14 protein-coding genes are annotated in these 15,989 nt (G+C 42.9%); 8 read left to right on the top strand and 6 right to left on the bottom strand.

Annotated elements, in window-relative coordinates; genetic code table 11:
* Positions 1-25: 25 nt before the first annotated feature.
* Both BM386_RS00315 and BM386_RS00320 read right to left on the bottom strand, forming a co-directional pair.
* Complete coding sequence (locus BM386_RS00315) at positions 26-3,652, bottom strand: SusC/RagA family TonB-linked outer membrane protein (protein ID WP_091691079.1); 3,627 nt, start codon at positions 3,650-3,652, stop codon at positions 26-28.
* A gap of 92 nt (positions 3,653-3,744) precedes the next feature.
* Positions 3,745-4,698: a FecR family protein gene (locus tag BM386_RS00320; RefSeq protein WP_091691080.1), complete on the bottom strand. Its 954-nt coding sequence runs from the start codon at positions 4,696-4,698 to the stop codon at positions 3,745-3,747.
* Positions 4,699-4,980: 282 nt separating this feature from the next.
* On the opposite strand from BM386_RS00320, the gene BM386_RS00325 reads away from it, so the two are divergent.
* The 4 genes from BM386_RS00325 (at position 4,981) to BM386_RS00340 (ending at position 9,787) form a co-directional block, all read left to right on the top strand.
* The gene (locus BM386_RS00325) at positions 4,981-6,384 is read left to right on the top strand and encodes an alkaline phosphatase PhoX (protein ID WP_211482866.1); all 1,404 of its coding nucleotides are present in this window, start codon (positions 4,981-4,983) and stop codon (positions 6,382-6,384) included.
* 99 nt (positions 6,385-6,483) lie between these two features.
* Complete coding sequence (locus BM386_RS00330; RefSeq protein ID WP_091691082.1) at positions 6,484-7,476, top strand: metallophosphoesterase family protein; 993 nt, start codon at positions 6,484-6,486, stop codon at positions 7,474-7,476.
* Positions 7,477-7,736: 260 nt separating this feature from the next.
* On the top strand, positions 7,737-8,126 hold the full coding sequence (locus BM386_RS00335; protein ID WP_091691083.1) for a hypothetical protein: 390 nt from the start codon (positions 7,737-7,739) through the stop codon (positions 8,124-8,126).
* Between the two features lie 119 nt (positions 8,127-8,245).
* Positions 8,246-9,787 (top strand): ArnT family glycosyltransferase, encoded by a 1,542-nt coding sequence (locus tag BM386_RS00340; protein ID WP_091691084.1) that lies wholly within the window; start codon positions 8,246-8,248, stop codon positions 9,785-9,787.
* Here BM386_RS00340 and BM386_RS24065 read toward each other — a convergent pair.
* On the bottom strand, positions 9,762-9,953 hold the full coding sequence (locus BM386_RS24065; RefSeq protein ID WP_091691085.1) for a hypothetical protein: 192 nt from the start codon (positions 9,951-9,953) through the stop codon (positions 9,762-9,764). The two genes, BM386_RS00340 and BM386_RS24065, sit on opposite strands and share 26 nt — an antisense overlap.
* 10 nt (positions 9,954-9,963) lie before the next feature.
* Positions 9,964-10,467, bottom strand: coding sequence for a phosphatase PAP2 family protein (locus BM386_RS00350; RefSeq protein ID WP_091691086.1), 504 nt, complete (start codon positions 10,465-10,467; stop codon positions 9,964-9,966).
* 454 nt (positions 10,468-10,921) lie between these two features.
* Here BM386_RS00350 and BM386_RS00355 point away from each other — a divergent pair, with 454 nt between their 5' ends.
* The 4 genes from BM386_RS00355 (at position 10,922) to BM386_RS00370 (ending at position 13,366) form a co-directional block, all read left to right on the top strand.
* The gene (locus tag BM386_RS00355; protein WP_091691087.1) at positions 10,922-11,371 is read left to right on the top strand and encodes a DM13 domain-containing protein; all 450 of its coding nucleotides are present in this window, start codon (positions 10,922-10,924) and stop codon (positions 11,369-11,371) included.
* 148 nt (positions 11,372-11,519) lie between these two features.
* On the top strand, positions 11,520-12,266 hold the full coding sequence (locus BM386_RS00360; RefSeq protein ID WP_139235806.1) for a hypothetical protein: 747 nt from the start codon (positions 11,520-11,522) through the stop codon (positions 12,264-12,266).
* The gene (locus tag BM386_RS00365; protein WP_091691089.1) at positions 12,266-12,898 is read left to right on the top strand and encodes a Crp/Fnr family transcriptional regulator; all 633 of its coding nucleotides are present in this window, start codon (positions 12,266-12,268) and stop codon (positions 12,896-12,898) included. The genes BM386_RS00360 and BM386_RS00365 overlap by 1 nt, the downstream gene beginning before the upstream one ends.
* A gap of 6 nt (positions 12,899-12,904) precedes the next feature.
* Positions 12,905-13,366 (top strand): DM13 domain-containing protein, encoded by a 462-nt coding sequence (locus tag BM386_RS00370; protein ID WP_091691090.1) that lies wholly within the window; start codon positions 12,905-12,907, stop codon positions 13,364-13,366.
* A 406-nt stretch (positions 13,367-13,772) separates the two neighbouring features.
* Here the strand turns inward: BM386_RS00370 and BM386_RS00375 are convergent, their stop codons facing one another.
* Complete coding sequence (locus BM386_RS00375; protein ID WP_091691091.1) at positions 13,773-15,227, bottom strand: sensor histidine kinase; 1,455 nt, start codon at positions 15,225-15,227, stop codon at positions 13,773-13,775.
* 9 nt (positions 15,228-15,236) lie between these two features.
* Complete coding sequence (locus BM386_RS00380; protein WP_091691092.1) at positions 15,237-15,935, bottom strand: response regulator transcription factor; 699 nt, start codon at positions 15,933-15,935, stop codon at positions 15,237-15,239.
* Positions 15,936-15,989 lie beyond the last annotated feature (54 nt).

Here is a 15,989-nt window from a genome sequence, read left to right on the forward strand (position 1 = left end):
CTGATGTCCAAAATAGTCTCGTTGATTAGAAAGATGCATTGATTTTAAATCCTACCGGGATGACCCAAGGATTGACATTGTACCGCTCTATCCCCTGTTTGAAAGTTCCGTTTGCTTCCGGCTGAAATGCATTTTCGGGATCGATTCCTACTTTTGCTTTCGTCCATAGAATTAGGTTACTGGTGTACACGCCCACATTGATGGACTTCATTTTCAGTTTATTGACCAAATCCACTGGTAACTGATAAGAAATGGCAGCTTCCCGTAACTTGATGTAGGAAGCATCGAAGGTGGCCGGTTTGAAGAAGCTCCAAGGATAGTTGTCTGCATAGGGGATGTATTTGGTGTTTTCTCCGCCTAGATTCTCAGTGTAGCCAGTAATGTTCCCCTCCTCATCGTACTGGGCGATGACGCCTGGGTTAAATACCCCATCGTTTACTGTGACATTGTAATCGAAGGGAAAACCGCCGCTTTCTGCAGTAGGTCCGCCCACTACATTCAGGCCATCGGTGATAAACTGATCCTGGTTGTCCACTAAATAGTCCCGAAGGGCATCACCTGAAAGTCCGTTTGGATTGATGATCTGATCCAGCCAACGTTGGGTTTTGAGATCGGATTCAGAATATCGGAAAGTCTGGGATACGAAATCCCCACCCATTCTCATATCAAAATTTAAGCTTAGGGAAAAGCGCTTATAGCTCATGTTTACCTGCATACCGGCTAAGAAATCCGGGTTGAAATTCCCGATTTTATTTTTGGCAGAGGCCTGGTTTATCGCTTGCCAGCTTCCATCTTCATCCAGAATAGGATATCCAAAGTAAGGGGATTCCCTATCTTCTACCGTCACTAATCCCCGGTCATAAATGTCCCCGATCTCATCGCCTACATAAGTCCAAGCCCCACCACGTGAGTCTGACCATAGGTAGAATACATCGACTTCATCTGTCAGCTCTACGATCCGGCTCCGGTATTTGGAGTAGTTAAAGTTCAGATCCAGGGTGAAATCCGTCGTTTTCACTGGGGTAAATCCCAGCATTACTTCCCAGCCTTTGCTGTTTACCAGTCCGGCATTGACAAACTTGGAGGTAAAGCCGGAAGAGGATGGCAAGGTGACAGGAAGGATCTGGTTTTTATTGTCTGTATTAAAGTAGGTCAGATCAAACCGCAGGCGGTTTTGGAGAGCAGCCATTTCCAGCCCAAGTTCATAGGATGTGGAAATTTCAGGTTTAAGGTCTGGTGTTTTAAGGTTGTCCGGTACGGTCAGTCGGGTTTGGCTGTCCCATTCCCCGTTATTGGCAAGAACCTGATAGAGATTGTATGGATCTGTATCGTTACCTACCTGGGCCCAGCCGGCTCTTAATTTCAGCAGGTCTATGGAACTGCCCATATCCAGCATTTCATTCAGGATCAAGCTGAGTGAGGCAGAAGGATAGAAGTAGGACCTATTGGCTTCCGGCAAGGTAGAGGACCAGTCATTTCTTGCAGTTACATCCAAGTAAATCAAATCCCGGAAACCAAAGTTTGCCAGCCCGTAAATACTGTTCACGGCTTTTTCTGAAATGGATGAATTGTAAATCAGGTTGTCTGCTGAAGTATTACTCAGGGTATATACACCGGGTACGATCAGTCCCGAACCCTCTGCCTTGGTAGAATTCTGCACTGCATGGTTGCGGTTGAATCTCAGGTTTCCCCCGGTGGAAAGTGTCATGTGGAAATTATCATAATCCTTGGTGTAGGTGGCAAGGATGTCGGCATTTCTTTCCGTTCTGTCCAGGTTGATGAGGCCATATCCTCCATTGGGATCTGCAGTATAGCTTATCGGGATTTTGGATTCTCTCCGCTCTGAATACATGTCCAGCATATAGCTGGCTTTTACCTTAAAATTCTCTGTGAACTGGTATTCCAGCCCCAGGTTGCCAAATATCCTGTTTCTTTTGAAACTGTTGTTTACTTCGTAGGCAAGAAAGTAGGGGTTGTCATAATCGCCAATAGCCTGGGAGCGCTGCTGGATTCCTTCCTGCCCGGGTACCCAGTAGGATTGAAGCTCGTTGATATCGATGTGCGGAGACACTTTATAGGCAGCTTCCAGTGGGTTGGCACCTCTGTTTCCCGCAGGACGGTTGTCAGATCCTGTCTGGTTGATATTGATGCTTGAGCTCAGGGTCAGCTTAGGGTCAATTCTTAAAGTTGTATTGACCGATAGGTTGTCCCTGCCAAAATCTGAATTGGGTATGATGCCCCAATTACTCAGATTGGTGTATCCGATTCGATAGTTGATGAATTCATTGTTGTTTGCCACAGATACTCCATTGGTAGTGGTGACACCTGTGCGTACAAAATCTGATACATTATTCGGATGGGAGACTAAGGGAGTGGGGATTCGGTTCCCATTGGCATCCAAGGGGCTGTTCCACTGAATGGCTTCATATCCTTTGTCCAATTCCGGTCCTGCACCTGCCGAAGAACCTTCTTCTATGACCAATTGGCCTCCTGGGTAGGGATTGTTGTCCGGTGTGTAAGGCCGTACTCCGGTAGCAAACCTACTATGGAATGGCAAATACTTGTAGGGGATTTCCAGTAGGGTATTGGAGGAAACACTCACCGTTACCTCATTTACTTTTCTACCTGATTTGGTGGTGATCAATACGACCCCATTTCCCGCCCTGGAGCCATACAGTGCGGCTGCACTTGGGCCTTTTAGGATAGACATGCTTTCTATATCCTCCGGATTCAAATCAGAAATGGCATTGCCGTAATCTACTTTGTTGTCTGCACCGATTTCTGACACGTTGTTTAGCGTGTTGATAATCGGAACTCCATCTACAACGAATAAGGGCTGATTATCCCCGCTCAACGAGGAGATTCCCCGGATGATCATACTAACAGAGGAACCTGCCCCACCGGTGGAATTGACACTCACACCTGGAACCCGACCGGCGATTGAGCGTAAGGCATTGTCCTGGCTTCCGTTTTGGAAGGCGTTTTCACCTACTTCTGCAACAGAATAGCCCAGGGAGCGTTCATCTCGTTCTATTCCCAACGCAGTGACTACCACACCTTCCATATCGGCAAAGGAGGAAAGTAAGACTACTTTGATATAAGATTGGTTTTGGACTACAACTTCCTGAGATTCGAATCCTATGTAGCTGAACACCAATACGGCTTCATTGGAAGGAACATCAATGCTAAAGGTGCCGTCTATACCCGTCACTACTCCAGAGGTACTTCCTTTGATCAGCACGGTAGCGCCGACTAAGGGCTGGTTGTCTTCATCCAAGACCAGTCCTGTGATCGGGATAGCTGCACGCGTTTGTTGTGATTTTCTGATCAGAATATTCTCTCCGGTTATTTTGAATTGAAAGGGAGTGAAGGTTTCTGCAGTTTTCAGATGCTGCTGGACAGTAGCTTTAGGGCTTACTTTTATTTGTTGTCCCAAAAGTTCATGAACCCCATCTGCATAGATGAATTTGAATTCGCTCTGGGTTTCAATTTCCGTGATAAATTCCCTTAGACTCAGCTTGGTCTGATGCATTTCTATTATTCTTTCACTGCGGTGCAGCCCCGCTTCAGCCCAGTGGGGCAGGAATAGGAGCAGCAATAACCATAGGCTGCGTGGTGGCAAAGGATTTTTTTTAGTAAATGTAATTTCCATACTTTGTGTGTGTTTAAGTGGTGTACTACTTGATCATACTGCCACGCTGGAGGTCTTCGTCAAATTCTCTCCGGTGTGGTTTTTCTTTTGGTTCACTGGGGGTTATGTATTTTGATAGATGCTGTGATTTCAGTTTCTCTATTGGTCAGGTATCCTATGGATTGGATTACATCTTCCAGGCTTTTGTTTTTAAACTGACCGGTGATTTTAATTTGATAAAGACTCGAATCGGTCACGGCTAAATCTGCGTCGTACCATCTTTCCAGGGAATGGATTACCTGAGAGAAATCCGTCTGGCTGAAATGCAATACTTTTTCCCTCCAGAACACAGGATCCTCAGAATCCCGGACTGAATAGCTTTGGGAGGTTTTATCTAGGGTAAGCAGCTGTCCTTGGGTAAGCTTTTCTACTATTTCCTCACTTGCTTGAAGAAAGGAAACTTTTACAGTCCCTTCTGTGACAGCAATCGCTATGGAGTTGTCTTCCGAATAAGAATTGACATTGAAGGCCGTGCCTATAACCAGAATGTTAATGTCTTGGGTCTGGATTTCAAAGGGATGGATTTTGTCTTTAGCTACTTGGAAGAAAGCCTCACCTTCTAACCTTACCGCTCGTTTGACCTGATTCTCAAAAGGAAATTGCTCCAGTTTGGAGGCTACATTCAGGCTTACTTCAGATCCGTCAGGCAAGGTAAGATTGCGTTGCTCTCCTTGCGCAGTTTGGTAGGATATCACTTCCTGTTGGCTGGAGTTCTGAAGGAAATTAAAGATCGCAACTCCCATACAAATCAAAAGAATCACGGTTGCCGCAATTTTGGGATAGTTGGCAACAAAAGTCTTCTCCGCTTTGGGCTTTTGTGTGACAGTTGGCTCAGGATAAGCTTTGGCGATTGTTTTTTCAAAATTTGATTTTAGTACTTCAGAATAGACCTGACTAACAGCTTTATCGTCCAATCCTGTCAGGAATTGATCAAACTCAGTTTTGCTCATAGTCCCCTCCAGATAGTTCTCTACCAGTAGTTTGATCTCTTTTTTTGACCGATCCATTATTACTTGCCTAATTAGAATTCAGCAGTTATCCTGCCTATGTTTTATATTCTAATGACTTGAGAATGGTAAAAGGGACTAGTCTTATCGCATTATCAAAAAGTTAAAGATTTGTGAAGCGGATTTCAGGAAGAGGAATGTGAAAACCCTATTTTGGGGCTACTATAGGCAGGGAAAACCGGCTATCCCATTTCACAAAAGGGTAATGTTTGATTCATGGTAAGAATAAGTAGGTAATCTAATATTGCACAAATCTTAAAAATCAATCAGAAAGCTATACATATGATTAGGAAGCAACAGCAAGACACACCTGGAAGAAGGTCATTTTTGAAAAACTCAGTAATGGTCAGTATAGGCTTCATGGGACTTAGGTCTTTTGGTGCATCTGCCTTTGCAGGAAATATTCCCTCAGTTTATGACCAATACGGCCCGCTGCTGCCAGATCCAAAAGGTATTTTCAATCTTCCCAAAGGCTTTTCCTATAAAATCATATCCAGATCGGGAGAACTGATGGATGACGGATTCGTGTCTCCAGGACGTAATGATGCCATGGCAGCCTTCAGTGCCAAAGACGGGAAAGTCTGGGTTATCAGAAATCACGAAATCTCATCCGATGATCCGGAAAATGGGCCATTTGGATTGGATAATTCCAAGCTTCAGGAGCTGGCCGAATCTGATATTTATGATCGGGGCTTTGGCAAGAATCCGAGTTTGGGAGGCACTACAACGTTTTTGTTCAATGAGGATACTCAGGAAATGGAATACCAGTACCTCTCATTAGCCGGGACGATCAGGAATTGTGCTGGTGGCCCCACTCCCTGGAATTCCTGGCTTACCTGTGAAGAGACTTTTGACAGCAAGTTGGAAGGAGTCAATGAACATAATCATGGGTACGTGTTTGAAGTGCCTCTGTCTGATCAAGCGGTTTTGGCTGAGCCAGTGCCAATAAAGGCGATGGGGAGATTTAACCATGAAGCAGTAGCAGTGGACCCGGACAGTGGCTTTGTGTATCTCACCGAAGATCGGGGGGATGGACTTATTTACCGGTTTATCCCAAGAGAGCAGGGGAATTTTCGGGCAGGAGGAAAGCTTCAGGCACTCAGTATTAAAGGTCAAAAAGGATTTGATACAAGAAACTGGGATTTGCAGACAATGAGCACAGGGAATAAGCTTGAAGTGGAATGGATAGACCTGGAAAATACGGATCCAGAGGAAGACGATCTGAGATTAAGAGGCTTTGATCAGGGGGCAGCACGGTTTGCCAGGGGAGAAGGCATGTGGTATGGAAATGATGAAGTGTATTTTGCCTGTACCAATGGAGGGAAAGCCAAGCAGGGTCAGGTGTTTCGGTACATTGCCTCTGGAAAGGAGAAAATGGGTAATGAAAAAGCAGGAGGACACCTGGAGCTTTTTGCCGAACCTAATGATAAAAATATCTTAAGAGCCTGTGATAACCTGACTGTAGCGCCTTGGGGAGATGTGATCCTTTGCGAGGATAATTCTGATCCACGGTTGGTCGGGATTACGCCAAAAGGTGAAATCTATCACCTCGGCCTGAATGTAGGTTACAAATCCGAGTTGACTGGCGCATGTTTTTCCCCAAGTGGTAAAACCCTGTTTGTTAACATCCAACATGCGGGGCTTACTTTGGCGATTACAGGGCCTTGGCAGGCTAGCCGAGCTTAATTTTTCTAGTTGGGATAAGGCTAGTGTAACTACTATGAATTCTCTAGTAGTTGCACTGCTTTCTTAAAAGTTTTCCATTACTCATTTCTATCCGGTTTCATGCTATATAAAATAGCTTCCTTCCTACTTTTAACCGTATTCTTCAACACAGCTCTGGCGCAGAATAAACCCATACTTTCCTTCAATGCTGGTGGAGATTTTAAAATTGTTCAGTTTACAGATACACATATAGATATTCCAGGGAATAAAAATAGGGATGTCTTTGAAATAGTAAGGGGCATTATTTTAGAAGAAAGACCCGATCTGGTTGTATTGACCGGCGATGTAGTGACCCAGGATGACCCCATTCAGGCATATCAGTTGTTTGAAGATCTTTTTGCAGAATTTAGTATTCCTTGGGTCGTTGCTTTTGGTAACCATGATTCCCAGCATAATGCCAGTAGAGTAGAAATTGCCAACTTTCTGGCTGAATTTCCTCATTGCCTCAATGCCGACAAAGAAGAGACATATGGTAATTCAAATTTTGTGTTGACGATTGCCGGAGAGGAATCCAAAGAGGAAGCGCTGATCTATATCATGGATTCCAACAGCAACAGTACCTTACAGCCACAAGTAGGAGGATATGGATGGTTTGACTTTTCACAAGTACAGTGGTATAGGGAAAAGAGTAAGGGATTTACTGAGGTTAACAGGGGAAATCCTTTGCCGGCGCTGGCATTTTTTCATATTCCGCTGCCAGAATATGCACAAGCCTGGAGCAATGAAACCAATCCAGCCATAGGTGTAAAAAATGAGGAGGAATGTAGCCCGGAAATAAATACGGGTATGTTTGCAGCCATGCTGGAAGCCGGAGATGTCATGGGTACTTTTGTAGGCCATGACCATATCAACGATTACATAGGGGTACACCATGGCATTGCATTAGCCTACGGCCGGGTGACCAAAATGATGAAAAACTTAGAGGAGGATCCATTGGCAGGAGGAAGAGTGATTGTGATAAAAGAAGGTAAGCGGGAATTTGAAACATGGATACGGGATATGAATGGATTGAAGGAGCTTGAAGTCAAATGGCCTAATTCATTTGTGAACTGAGTAAATCACCCTTTATCCAGCCCCGTCCAGGACGTTTCATTTTAAGATTCCCTGGCTAAGAATTTAACGCATGAGCAAAGGTTTTAATTGAATGGCATCAGATAATACCTCATCAAGGCTATAGCCCTTGTTCCCCTAATAGCCTGTCCCAATGTTAAGTTTTTGCTTTAAATGAAAACTTAATATTAACAATAGGGGTCATATCTATACATTTACATCATAGTAAATTAACAATGAGGTACTTTTAATCAAGTAATAAAATGGTAGAAAATAACAATTCGGGGACTAAGGATCAGGGTAGCAATAAAGAATCTGATCTGGCAGGTACTGCTCAGAAAACTAGTTCTAGTGCACCTGATAAAACAATAAAGGGAGAAGTGGAAGGAGAAATAGCGAAGGTTCAAAGCACGGATAAATCAGAAAAAAGTGCCAAAGATCTAAAGGGATCAAAGAAGCAGCTAGACAAAGCCAAGAAAAAAGAGAAAACCGAGAAAAAAGGCAAAGACAAGGACAAAAAGAAGGAGAAGGATAAGAAAGCCAAGAAAAAAGCAGCGAAAAAGAAAAAGCTGAAAGCCAAAAAGGAGAAAGCGCAAAAGAAGCTGAAGGAAAAAAAGGCCAAGAAAAAAGCTGCTCAAAAAAAGAAGAAGTAGCCTTAAGCCGGATAATTTTAGGAAAATCGAAACGTTGTGTTTCGATTTTTTTTTATCTAACAGAAGATTAACATAGGCTTAGCCTATTCTATTTCAGTGGGGTTTACTTTCGGGGGTAAATGATCCCCCTCAAACTTGAATCTTGGATGCTATTGGCCTTTGGCTTATTCACTGCCTTTTGGGGCTTGGATTCCTTTAGTATTTATATTTTAGATGAAGCCAAAAATGCGGAAGCAGCCAGGGAAATGTGGGAAAATGCTTCCTGGTTTTTTCCTACCTTCAATGGGGAACCCCGATACGATAAGCCACCTTTGCACTATTTTTTCTTTGGTATTGCATACAAGTTATTTGGGGTGAACGCATTTGCTGCCAGGTTCTTTCCAGCATTGGCGGGTTGGGTCTGCGGTCTTTTGATTTTCTTCCGAGTTCGGGAGCGATTTGGGGAAAAGGAAGCGGGTTGGGCTTATGTCGGGTTGATTGCCTCTTTGCAATGGGGCATTCAGTTTCGTTTGGCTGTTCCGGATCCTTTTTTGATTTTATTTCTTACCGCTTGTATTTTGAAACTGGAGGCTTTTTTCCAAGACGAGCAACATCCCAAAAAGCACCTGCGTCTGGCATCTGTTTATCTGGCGTTGGCTTTTTTAAGCAAAGGGCCTGTAGCATTGGTGTTAGTAGCAGGGACAGGTCTGGGGTACCTACTTTTGCAGCGCAAATCCCCACAATCCCTTTGGAAAAGGATGCTGGATCCCATGTCGGTTTTGTTATTCTGCGGGATTGCCTTGCCCTGGTATTTTTTGGTTTACTATCATTATGGAGGTGAGTGGCTCAGTCAGTTTGTTTTTAAACACAATATTTCCAGGTTTTCCCAACCCATGGAGGGACATGGTGGGCCTTTTTATTTGCCATTTTTGTTCGCACTTGGCGGTTTTTTTCCTGCTTCCCTGTTCTTGTTTTTACCATGGAGGGGACGTTTCAGAAAGTTGACTTCTCAACCGCTCCTTCTGATTTCTCTGGTATATATTGGGATCACGTTATGCTTTTTCTCGCTATCCAGCACCAAACTGCCAGGTTATATAGCTCCTGCATTTCCATTTATGGCAGTGCTGTTGGGATGGCAGGTTAAAGGAATCAAGAAACTTAAGGGGGTTTTCGTCACTAATCTACTGATAGGAGTTATGCTGATGGCCGTTCCAGTTGTGATCTTTTTTGGCAGGGATCTACAGTTGCTCTATTTGGGAGAAGAACTTTCGGTACCCCTGTTTGCGCTACTTTTGGCTTTTGTTTTAGGTGCATTCCTCTGGCGTCAAAACCCTTGGCGAAGCTTCCTTTCTTTGGCTTTGGGGTATGGGGTGTTAAGACTTTTACTTTTCACAGAGATCCTTCCATTGCTAGACCGACAGAATCCAGTCGTGCTCTCCATGCCTTACCTGGAAACTAGCGAAGAGGTGGTTTATTGGGGAAGTTTCAATCCCGCCTTTCCACTTCAACTGCAGAAAACAATCCCCGCCTGGGTCCCAGATGAAAATAGTGACGCTATCATCATCACGGATGCGAAGCATTTAGAATCATTTCCTGCTCAATTTCAGGAGATTTTCAGGGCGAAGGATCCTTTTGAAAACAAGGAAACAGTCCTGATCAGGCAGATGCCCGTCTTGCCGTAAGCTGTTGTTTGATTCTGTGAATTCGGGTTTTGGAGGGCTTTGTTTTGAATAGGGATTTTCGGAAGATTTTTTTTGAAAAATACCGAAGTGTAAGTTCTCTCGCTACCCAGGTACAACTTATTCCAACCAGAGATCCAACTAAAACATCGATATAAAAGTGTTGCATCAAATAAACTCTACTGAATGCAACCAGAAGTCCTGTGAGCAAAAATGCATGTTTTTAGTATTCGGTCTTTGTGAAAAATGATCATTAACCCCGCTGAAATCCCCATGGCAGTGGCTGTATGTCCTGAAGGAAAAGAGTTCCAATGGTGCAGGTTTAACCCAGGAACCTGGTAAAAGTCTATTCCTTGGAGGTATTCAACTGGCCTTGGCATGCCTTTGAATAGTCCCTGCTTACAAATACTTATAACTATCCCTTGCAGGAGCGCGCTGATGCACATAAATATTCCATAGGATAATCGCTTCAAGGTTAAGATGGGAATCAGCCATAAAAACAAAATTCCATCGCCTAGATTGGTCCAGTATAGAAAGAAAAAATCAAGAACGGGATGGTGAAACTGGTTGGTCCATAGCTCCAAATTTCCTTTGGGCAATAGAGAAACAAACAGGGTAATAGGGATCAGGCTGTAAACCAGAATTCTTTGTGCTTGACAAATCCTATTTTTTTTCCTTTTCATCGTAAGGCAAGATAGAATCCCTCTATTTCCTTAGGAATTACAGCATGTCAATTGATTTTTATGTTTTAGAATTAAATATTAGGCAGAGATTAAAAAAAGAATGAAGGTTGAATTTGTTATTTAACAGAAGGCTAAAGTTTATCGCCTGCTTTCCGGCTTTTTATGAGGTAACCCAAACTGTGCAATGATTCTGAAAGCATTTCAATCTGAGATCATAAACAATCACAATGCCTCAAAAAGGAACAGGATTATTTACTTTTTCCGGAGACTTTCAAGTTAGCTAATGCTATTTTCCTCGGTATTTTTAGACCTCTTCGGGAGATCAAGAATTCACTTTCATAATTCAGCTTTTTAATCCTCAACCAAAGAACACCCGGATATAGAATGGTTACTCTTCCGTGACTTTTTTGTGATACCCTAAGGGCAATTTTGGGTAAACCAAAACCTAACAATCATGAAAAAAGTATTGATCCTCTTTTATGTAGCCTTTTTAGGCTTAGTCTCTTGCTCTGATGACAATGATCCGGTTACCATTGATCCCACCCGGCCTACCGGAACTCTAAGTGTAGCCCGAAGTGGTAGCTTTATTGATCAAAATAGTGCCGGATCAATGGGTACCGCCAGTATCGGGACAGATACCGAAGGCAAGGAATTCTTACAATTAAGTCAGGACTTCAATACGGCACTGGCTACAGGTACTGTCACGGTTTATCTTTCTACATCTTCCACTTTCATGGCAGATCCCGGAAATGGAAATCCGGATTTATTGGTATTAGGGCCAGTGAGAATGGCTGGCGAGAATTTCTTTGCCATTCCCGCAGGAATGAATACTGCAAAATACTCTCACGTACTTTTATGGTGCGGTTCAGTAGGTATTCCTTTTGGAAATGCTCCTCTGCTCTAATAGCCAGGTGGTACCCAATAACAAAGTACGCGCTAAACTCAAGGCCATAAGCCTTGGGTTTATGTGCTTGTGTTCATTTGAAATTGCGGCACAAAGTGGGTGGACGAAAGAGAAAACGGAAGGGTTCTATCAACTGGGGTTTCAGACTATGAAATCTGACAATTACTATGCTTTGAATGGTGAGAAACTTGAAACCAACCAATTCTCCCAACAATCATTGGTCTTTTATGGGGAATACGGAGTGACTGACAAATTCAACATTATTGCTAATTGGCCTCTTCAAACCTGGAATGGGTTTGAAACTACTGAAACGGTGGGTGGGCTTGGGGATTTACGTTTGGAGTTTAAACATGCACTGCTTAAAAAGTATTTTCCGCTAAGTATTTCTGTTGCTCCAGAGCTCCCTATTGGCAAAGCCAACCACTTTGCCCAAAGCATCGTCAATGACTTCGAGCAAATCAACCTGCCGTCTGGAGACGGGGAATTTAACGTTTGGAGCACTTTGGCTTCTTCGTTTGCACTGCCGAACATCCCATTTTATGGGAATATTTTCACCAGCTATAATTTCAGAACAGAATACGAGGGGATTTCCTTTTCCGATCAATTTGCTTTAGGTGCTGAGATCGGCTACCATATCTCTGGTTTTGTTTGGGTAAATGCACGATTAAACGCATTAAAGTCAGTGGACAATATAGCCGTCGCGACGGATTTTGTACGTGGCGACGGTTCAGAATACACCAGCTATAGTTTTGGTGCGGCTGTTCCTGTCTATAAAAACATTCAAGTGAATTTGAACTACCGGAATTTCAACGACTGGATCTACTCCAGGAAAAATATCTATTCCTCAGGTGTATTCAGCCTAGGAGTTTACTATGAATATAAACCAAAGAAATAATGATAACGAGCCACATTCAATCGCATAGAGAAGCAGTTCAAGTAAATTTCCCTTGCTACAAAAGCTACTCAAAAGGGCAGGTAATTTATAAGCAAGATCAACCTTCATATGGGTTCTTTCTAGTAAAAAGTGGAAGCATTAAACTTCAAAAAATGCTTTCAAATGGGACTCTAACGATTCAAAAGATTGCCACTGAGGGTGATGTAATCGGTGAAGGAGAACCTGATTCCCTGATCCATCGAAAAAACCTCTGTTATGCCATTGCGCTGGAAGACGGGACGATGATCCAGAAAATAGATGATTCTGCCAGCCTTTCCCCTGAAGTCAAATCGCAGCTGACCCAAAAATTAATTGATCGCGCGGTGGAAGCTTCTTTACGTCATGAACGGTTGATCTCCTTAGATGCTGAGCAGCGTATCAAGTCTATATTAAAGGAACTGGCACTGAAAATCGGTCATAAATATGGAGAAGAAACACTCCTGAAAATCAATCTGACCCATGAGGAGTTTGCCTTGCTTTCCGATTCAAGCAGACAAACCGTCACCAAGACACTTTCTGCCTTGAAAAGGCAGGGCATGATTAACTACAGTAGAAATAGAATACTCTTCAGAAATCTCCAAACCTTTAATTGATCCCTCATGAAAACTTTCACCAAACTCCTCTTTTCACTAGTCACTAGCATTGTTCTTCTAGGGTGCGACAGTGGCTCAATGAATGACGCTGATCAGATGATGAGACCTGCAGACGCTGTCGAAGTGGATGGCCCCATTACAGTTTTAAGGACTGGTAGCCTTTTGGCTCAAAGTGGAACAAGCACCAAAGGCATGGTTCAGTTGGTTGAGGCTAAAGACGGAAAATTATTCTTGAGGCTTACCGAAGATTTTACGTCAAAATTCACCACGGGAACTGTAACCGTGTATTTGTCAACCTCTAATAGACTTAAATTAGCAGAAAGTGATTCCTTTCAATTGGTATCTATCGTAGGGAAATCCGGTGAGCATTTTTTTTCGCTAACCGGACCACCCAGTTCTAAATTCACTCATGGAATAATCTGGTGCGGTGCTGCTGCTATTCCATTTGGGTTTGCTGAATTGAAATAGAATCCGCCAAACTAGCAGTAACTGGAAAAGCCAACTAATTAATCCTAGTTGGCTTTCTTTTTATTATATTCTGATTATACGCTTCTTTGCCAGTAGATCACAATGGCCTAGACTTCGCTCGGCCACCGTATTTGAGGTTATTAAATGGAGTAGGGGGAAAATGCATAATTTCCATTTTTCGAAATCAAAAAATGGACAAGAAAAATCTGGAAGGGCTAATTCTTCCAGATTTTAGATTATGTATATCCACTTTTCTACCTGTAAGAAGGCAAAAACAGCATAGGATATGTTAAACTTAAGAATTGAGGCCACTTCGGTCTTCGGTCATCGGTCTTCAGGCCGGTTGAGCAGAGAAATATTGGTTACTGGCATCATTCCGTATATCCATATATTATATACACTTGACTCATGCTTCCACGGGCAGTTCAAAAACAAACTCCGTAAAACTACTAGAATCAGACGCGATATGGATTTCAGACCCATGGGCTTCTAAGATTCGCTTTACTATTGCCAAGCCCAACCCGGTTCCTTCCACTCCTTGTCTTTCTTTATCAATCATATAATATCGATCAAAAATTGCTTCAAGATCTTCTTGAGGAATGCCACCACCAGAGTTTTTGATTTTGACTTCTACTCCATTTCCTTTAGGGTTGGCTTCAATACTGATTTCACCATCCAGAGGAGTATATTTAACGGCATTGTCAAGCAGGTTTTGAATCACACGATCTAGGAGGTATAGATCAGCACTAACCATCGGTAAGCTTGGTGATATGCTGGTTTCAATTGAAATTCTTTTCGATTTTGCCAGCAGTTCATACTTCAAGCAACTATCCTGAAGTAATTCCTGGACATTTATATCCTCTTTCTTCATGTGCATTTGCCCCGACTCCAATTTGGATAAATCGAATAGGTCTGCAACTAATTGCGTAAGCTTATCGGTGCTATTTCCTATTATTTTCAAGTAGCTTTCCTTCTCCTCTGAGGAAAGGGAATCACCCTTAATCTGAAGCGTCTCTATATACCCATTGATGATAGCCAAAGGATTTCGGAGATCATGGGACACATTTGCAATCAATTCCCGGCGGAGACTATCTACTTTTTTGAGTTCTTCAATGTTGTCAAGAATTCTTTCCGCCATGTGGTTGAAGGTATCTCCCAATACAGCAAACTCCGAATTGGTTTTGTAATCTGGAACACGGGCATGCAAGTCACCGTCTTTGAATCGCTCCACAGTTTTGACTATGGTTCTCAAGTGTCTGGTCAACCACGCAATTAGGACCAAGCCAATCAATAAGGCAACAACAAGGGTGATCAGAATTGAATTAAAAGTCAACTGCATCCAATAGCTTCCCAGAACTCCGGAAGCAACGGTTTCATATTTTTCGCTGGCCAAAATAATATAGACATACCCAAGCAATTGATCTTCCTCATAAACAGCAGTAGCAGAGAAAACGGACTTTTCTCCTGGGTTTCGAGGGTCGTCGCCCATCACAAAACCATCTCCTTTTGCTGCTATAAACTCTTTGATAGGAGCTAAATCAACCCGCTTGAGCTTGACTAGCTGATCTAAAACCACAAAGGATAGGATTTCACCCGTTGGGTCAAGCAAGTAAACTTCAATGCCAGGATTCACTGCCATCATTGAATGCATAATGGTTCCAAGTGCTGCCTCGTTCACTTCGCCGTCCACAAATGGATTGACCTCTTTGATCATATATTCCGCTACAGTAGCATTGAGGCGCTGCGTGGTTTCCTGGAAATAGCGCTGTGCAGTTACCGCTGTAATAAGAACATAGGAACAGCCTACAATCAACAAGACCAAAATAAAAATTAAGGAAATTCTTAGAAATAAACTTTTCATGATTATGGCTTAAAATTCATCGTTAAATCTATATCCTACCCCCCAAGTGGTAAGGATATACACGGGATTGTTAGGATCGGCTTCTACTTTGGCGCGAAGACGATTGATATGCGCATTTACCGTATGCTCGTAGCCAGAAAAGTCATATCCCCAGATTAGCTCGAGTAGTTCTGAGCGAGAATAGCTCCTACCGGGATTCTTGGCCAATAGCGCCAAAAGATCAAACTCCTTCGGAGTGAGATCTATCCTTTTCCCCGACAAGATCACTTTCCGCTTTTTCTCATCTATTTCCAGTGATTGAAATTTGATCAGCTTCACCTCTTTTGCTGCAAGCAAGGCAAACTGATCCTGCCTGCGCATGATTGCCCTTACTCGGGCTATAAACTCACGTATTTTAAAGGGCTTGGTGATGTAGTCATCCGCTCCTGACTCCAGACCAAAGACTTTGTCAATTTCTTCTGACTTAGCCGTGATCATGAGAATTGGTGTGAAATTATCCAGAGCCCGTAAGCGTTGGCAGATGGCAATACCATCCATCTCCGGTAGCATGATATCTAATATGATGAGGTCGTAAGTATTTGAATTTGCTTCCTCAAATCCTTCCCTACCGTTATTTCTTACATGGATTTTATAGTCCAAATCCTTCAGGTGGATCTGAATCAACTGACTGATGTTTGGATCGTCTTCAACGACAAGTACTTTTTTCATAAGAAAAATAATCTGGGTCGGAAAGATAAAGTCTAATCATCACGAAACTATCAC

It is taken from the genome of Algoriphagus locisalis (assembly GCF_900116615.1).
Lineage (GTDB): Bacteria > Bacteroidota > Bacteroidia > Cytophagales > Cyclobacteriaceae > Algoriphagus > Algoriphagus locisalis.

What these genes read in the sequence shown, in the direction of transcription:
- BM386_RS00350 (WP_091691086.1), bottom strand. Translation starts at nt 10,467, where the DNA reads ATGAAAAGGAAAAAAAATAGGATTTGTCAAGCACAAAGAATTCTGGTT.
- BM386_RS00335 (WP_091691083.1), top strand. Translation starts at nt 7,737, where the DNA reads ATGGTAGAAAATAACAATTCGGGGACTAAGGATCAGGGTAGCAATAAA.
- BM386_RS00315 (WP_091691079.1), bottom strand. Translation starts at nt 3,652, where the DNA reads ATGGAAATTACATTTACTAAAAAAAATCCTTTGCCACCACGCAGCCTA.
- BM386_RS00325 (WP_211482866.1), top strand. Translation starts at nt 4,981, where the DNA reads ATGATTAGGAAGCAACAGCAAGACACACCTGGAAGAAGGTCATTTTTG.
- BM386_RS00330 (WP_091691082.1), top strand. Translation starts at nt 6,484, where the DNA reads ATGCTATATAAAATAGCTTCCTTCCTACTTTTAACCGTATTCTTCAAC.
- BM386_RS00340 (WP_091691084.1), top strand. Translation starts at nt 8,246, where the DNA reads ATGATCCCCCTCAAACTTGAATCTTGGATGCTATTGGCCTTTGGCTTA.
- BM386_RS00360 (WP_139235806.1), top strand. Translation starts at nt 11,520, where the DNA reads ATGAAATCTGACAATTACTATGCTTTGAATGGTGAGAAACTTGAAACC.
- BM386_RS00370 (WP_091691090.1), top strand. Translation starts at nt 12,905, where the DNA reads ATGAAAACTTTCACCAAACTCCTCTTTTCACTAGTCACTAGCATTGTT.
- BM386_RS00375 (WP_091691091.1), bottom strand. Translation starts at nt 15,227, where the DNA reads ATGAAAAGTTTATTTCTAAGAATTTCCTTAATTTTTATTTTGGTCTTG.
- BM386_RS00355 (WP_091691087.1), top strand. Translation starts at nt 10,922, where the DNA reads ATGAAAAAAGTATTGATCCTCTTTTATGTAGCCTTTTTAGGCTTAGTC.
- BM386_RS00320 (WP_091691080.1), bottom strand. Translation starts at nt 4,698, where the DNA reads ATGGATCGGTCAAAAAAAGAGATCAAACTACTGGTAGAGAACTATCTG.
- BM386_RS00365 (WP_091691089.1), top strand. Translation starts at nt 12,266, where the DNA reads ATGATAACGAGCCACATTCAATCGCATAGAGAAGCAGTTCAAGTAAAT.
- BM386_RS24065 (WP_091691085.1), bottom strand. Translation starts at nt 9,953, where the DNA reads ATGCAACACTTTTATATCGATGTTTTAGTTGGATCTCTGGTTGGAATA.
- BM386_RS00380 (WP_091691092.1), bottom strand. Translation starts at nt 15,935, where the DNA reads ATGAAAAAAGTACTTGTCGTTGAAGACGATCCAAACATCAGTCAGTTG.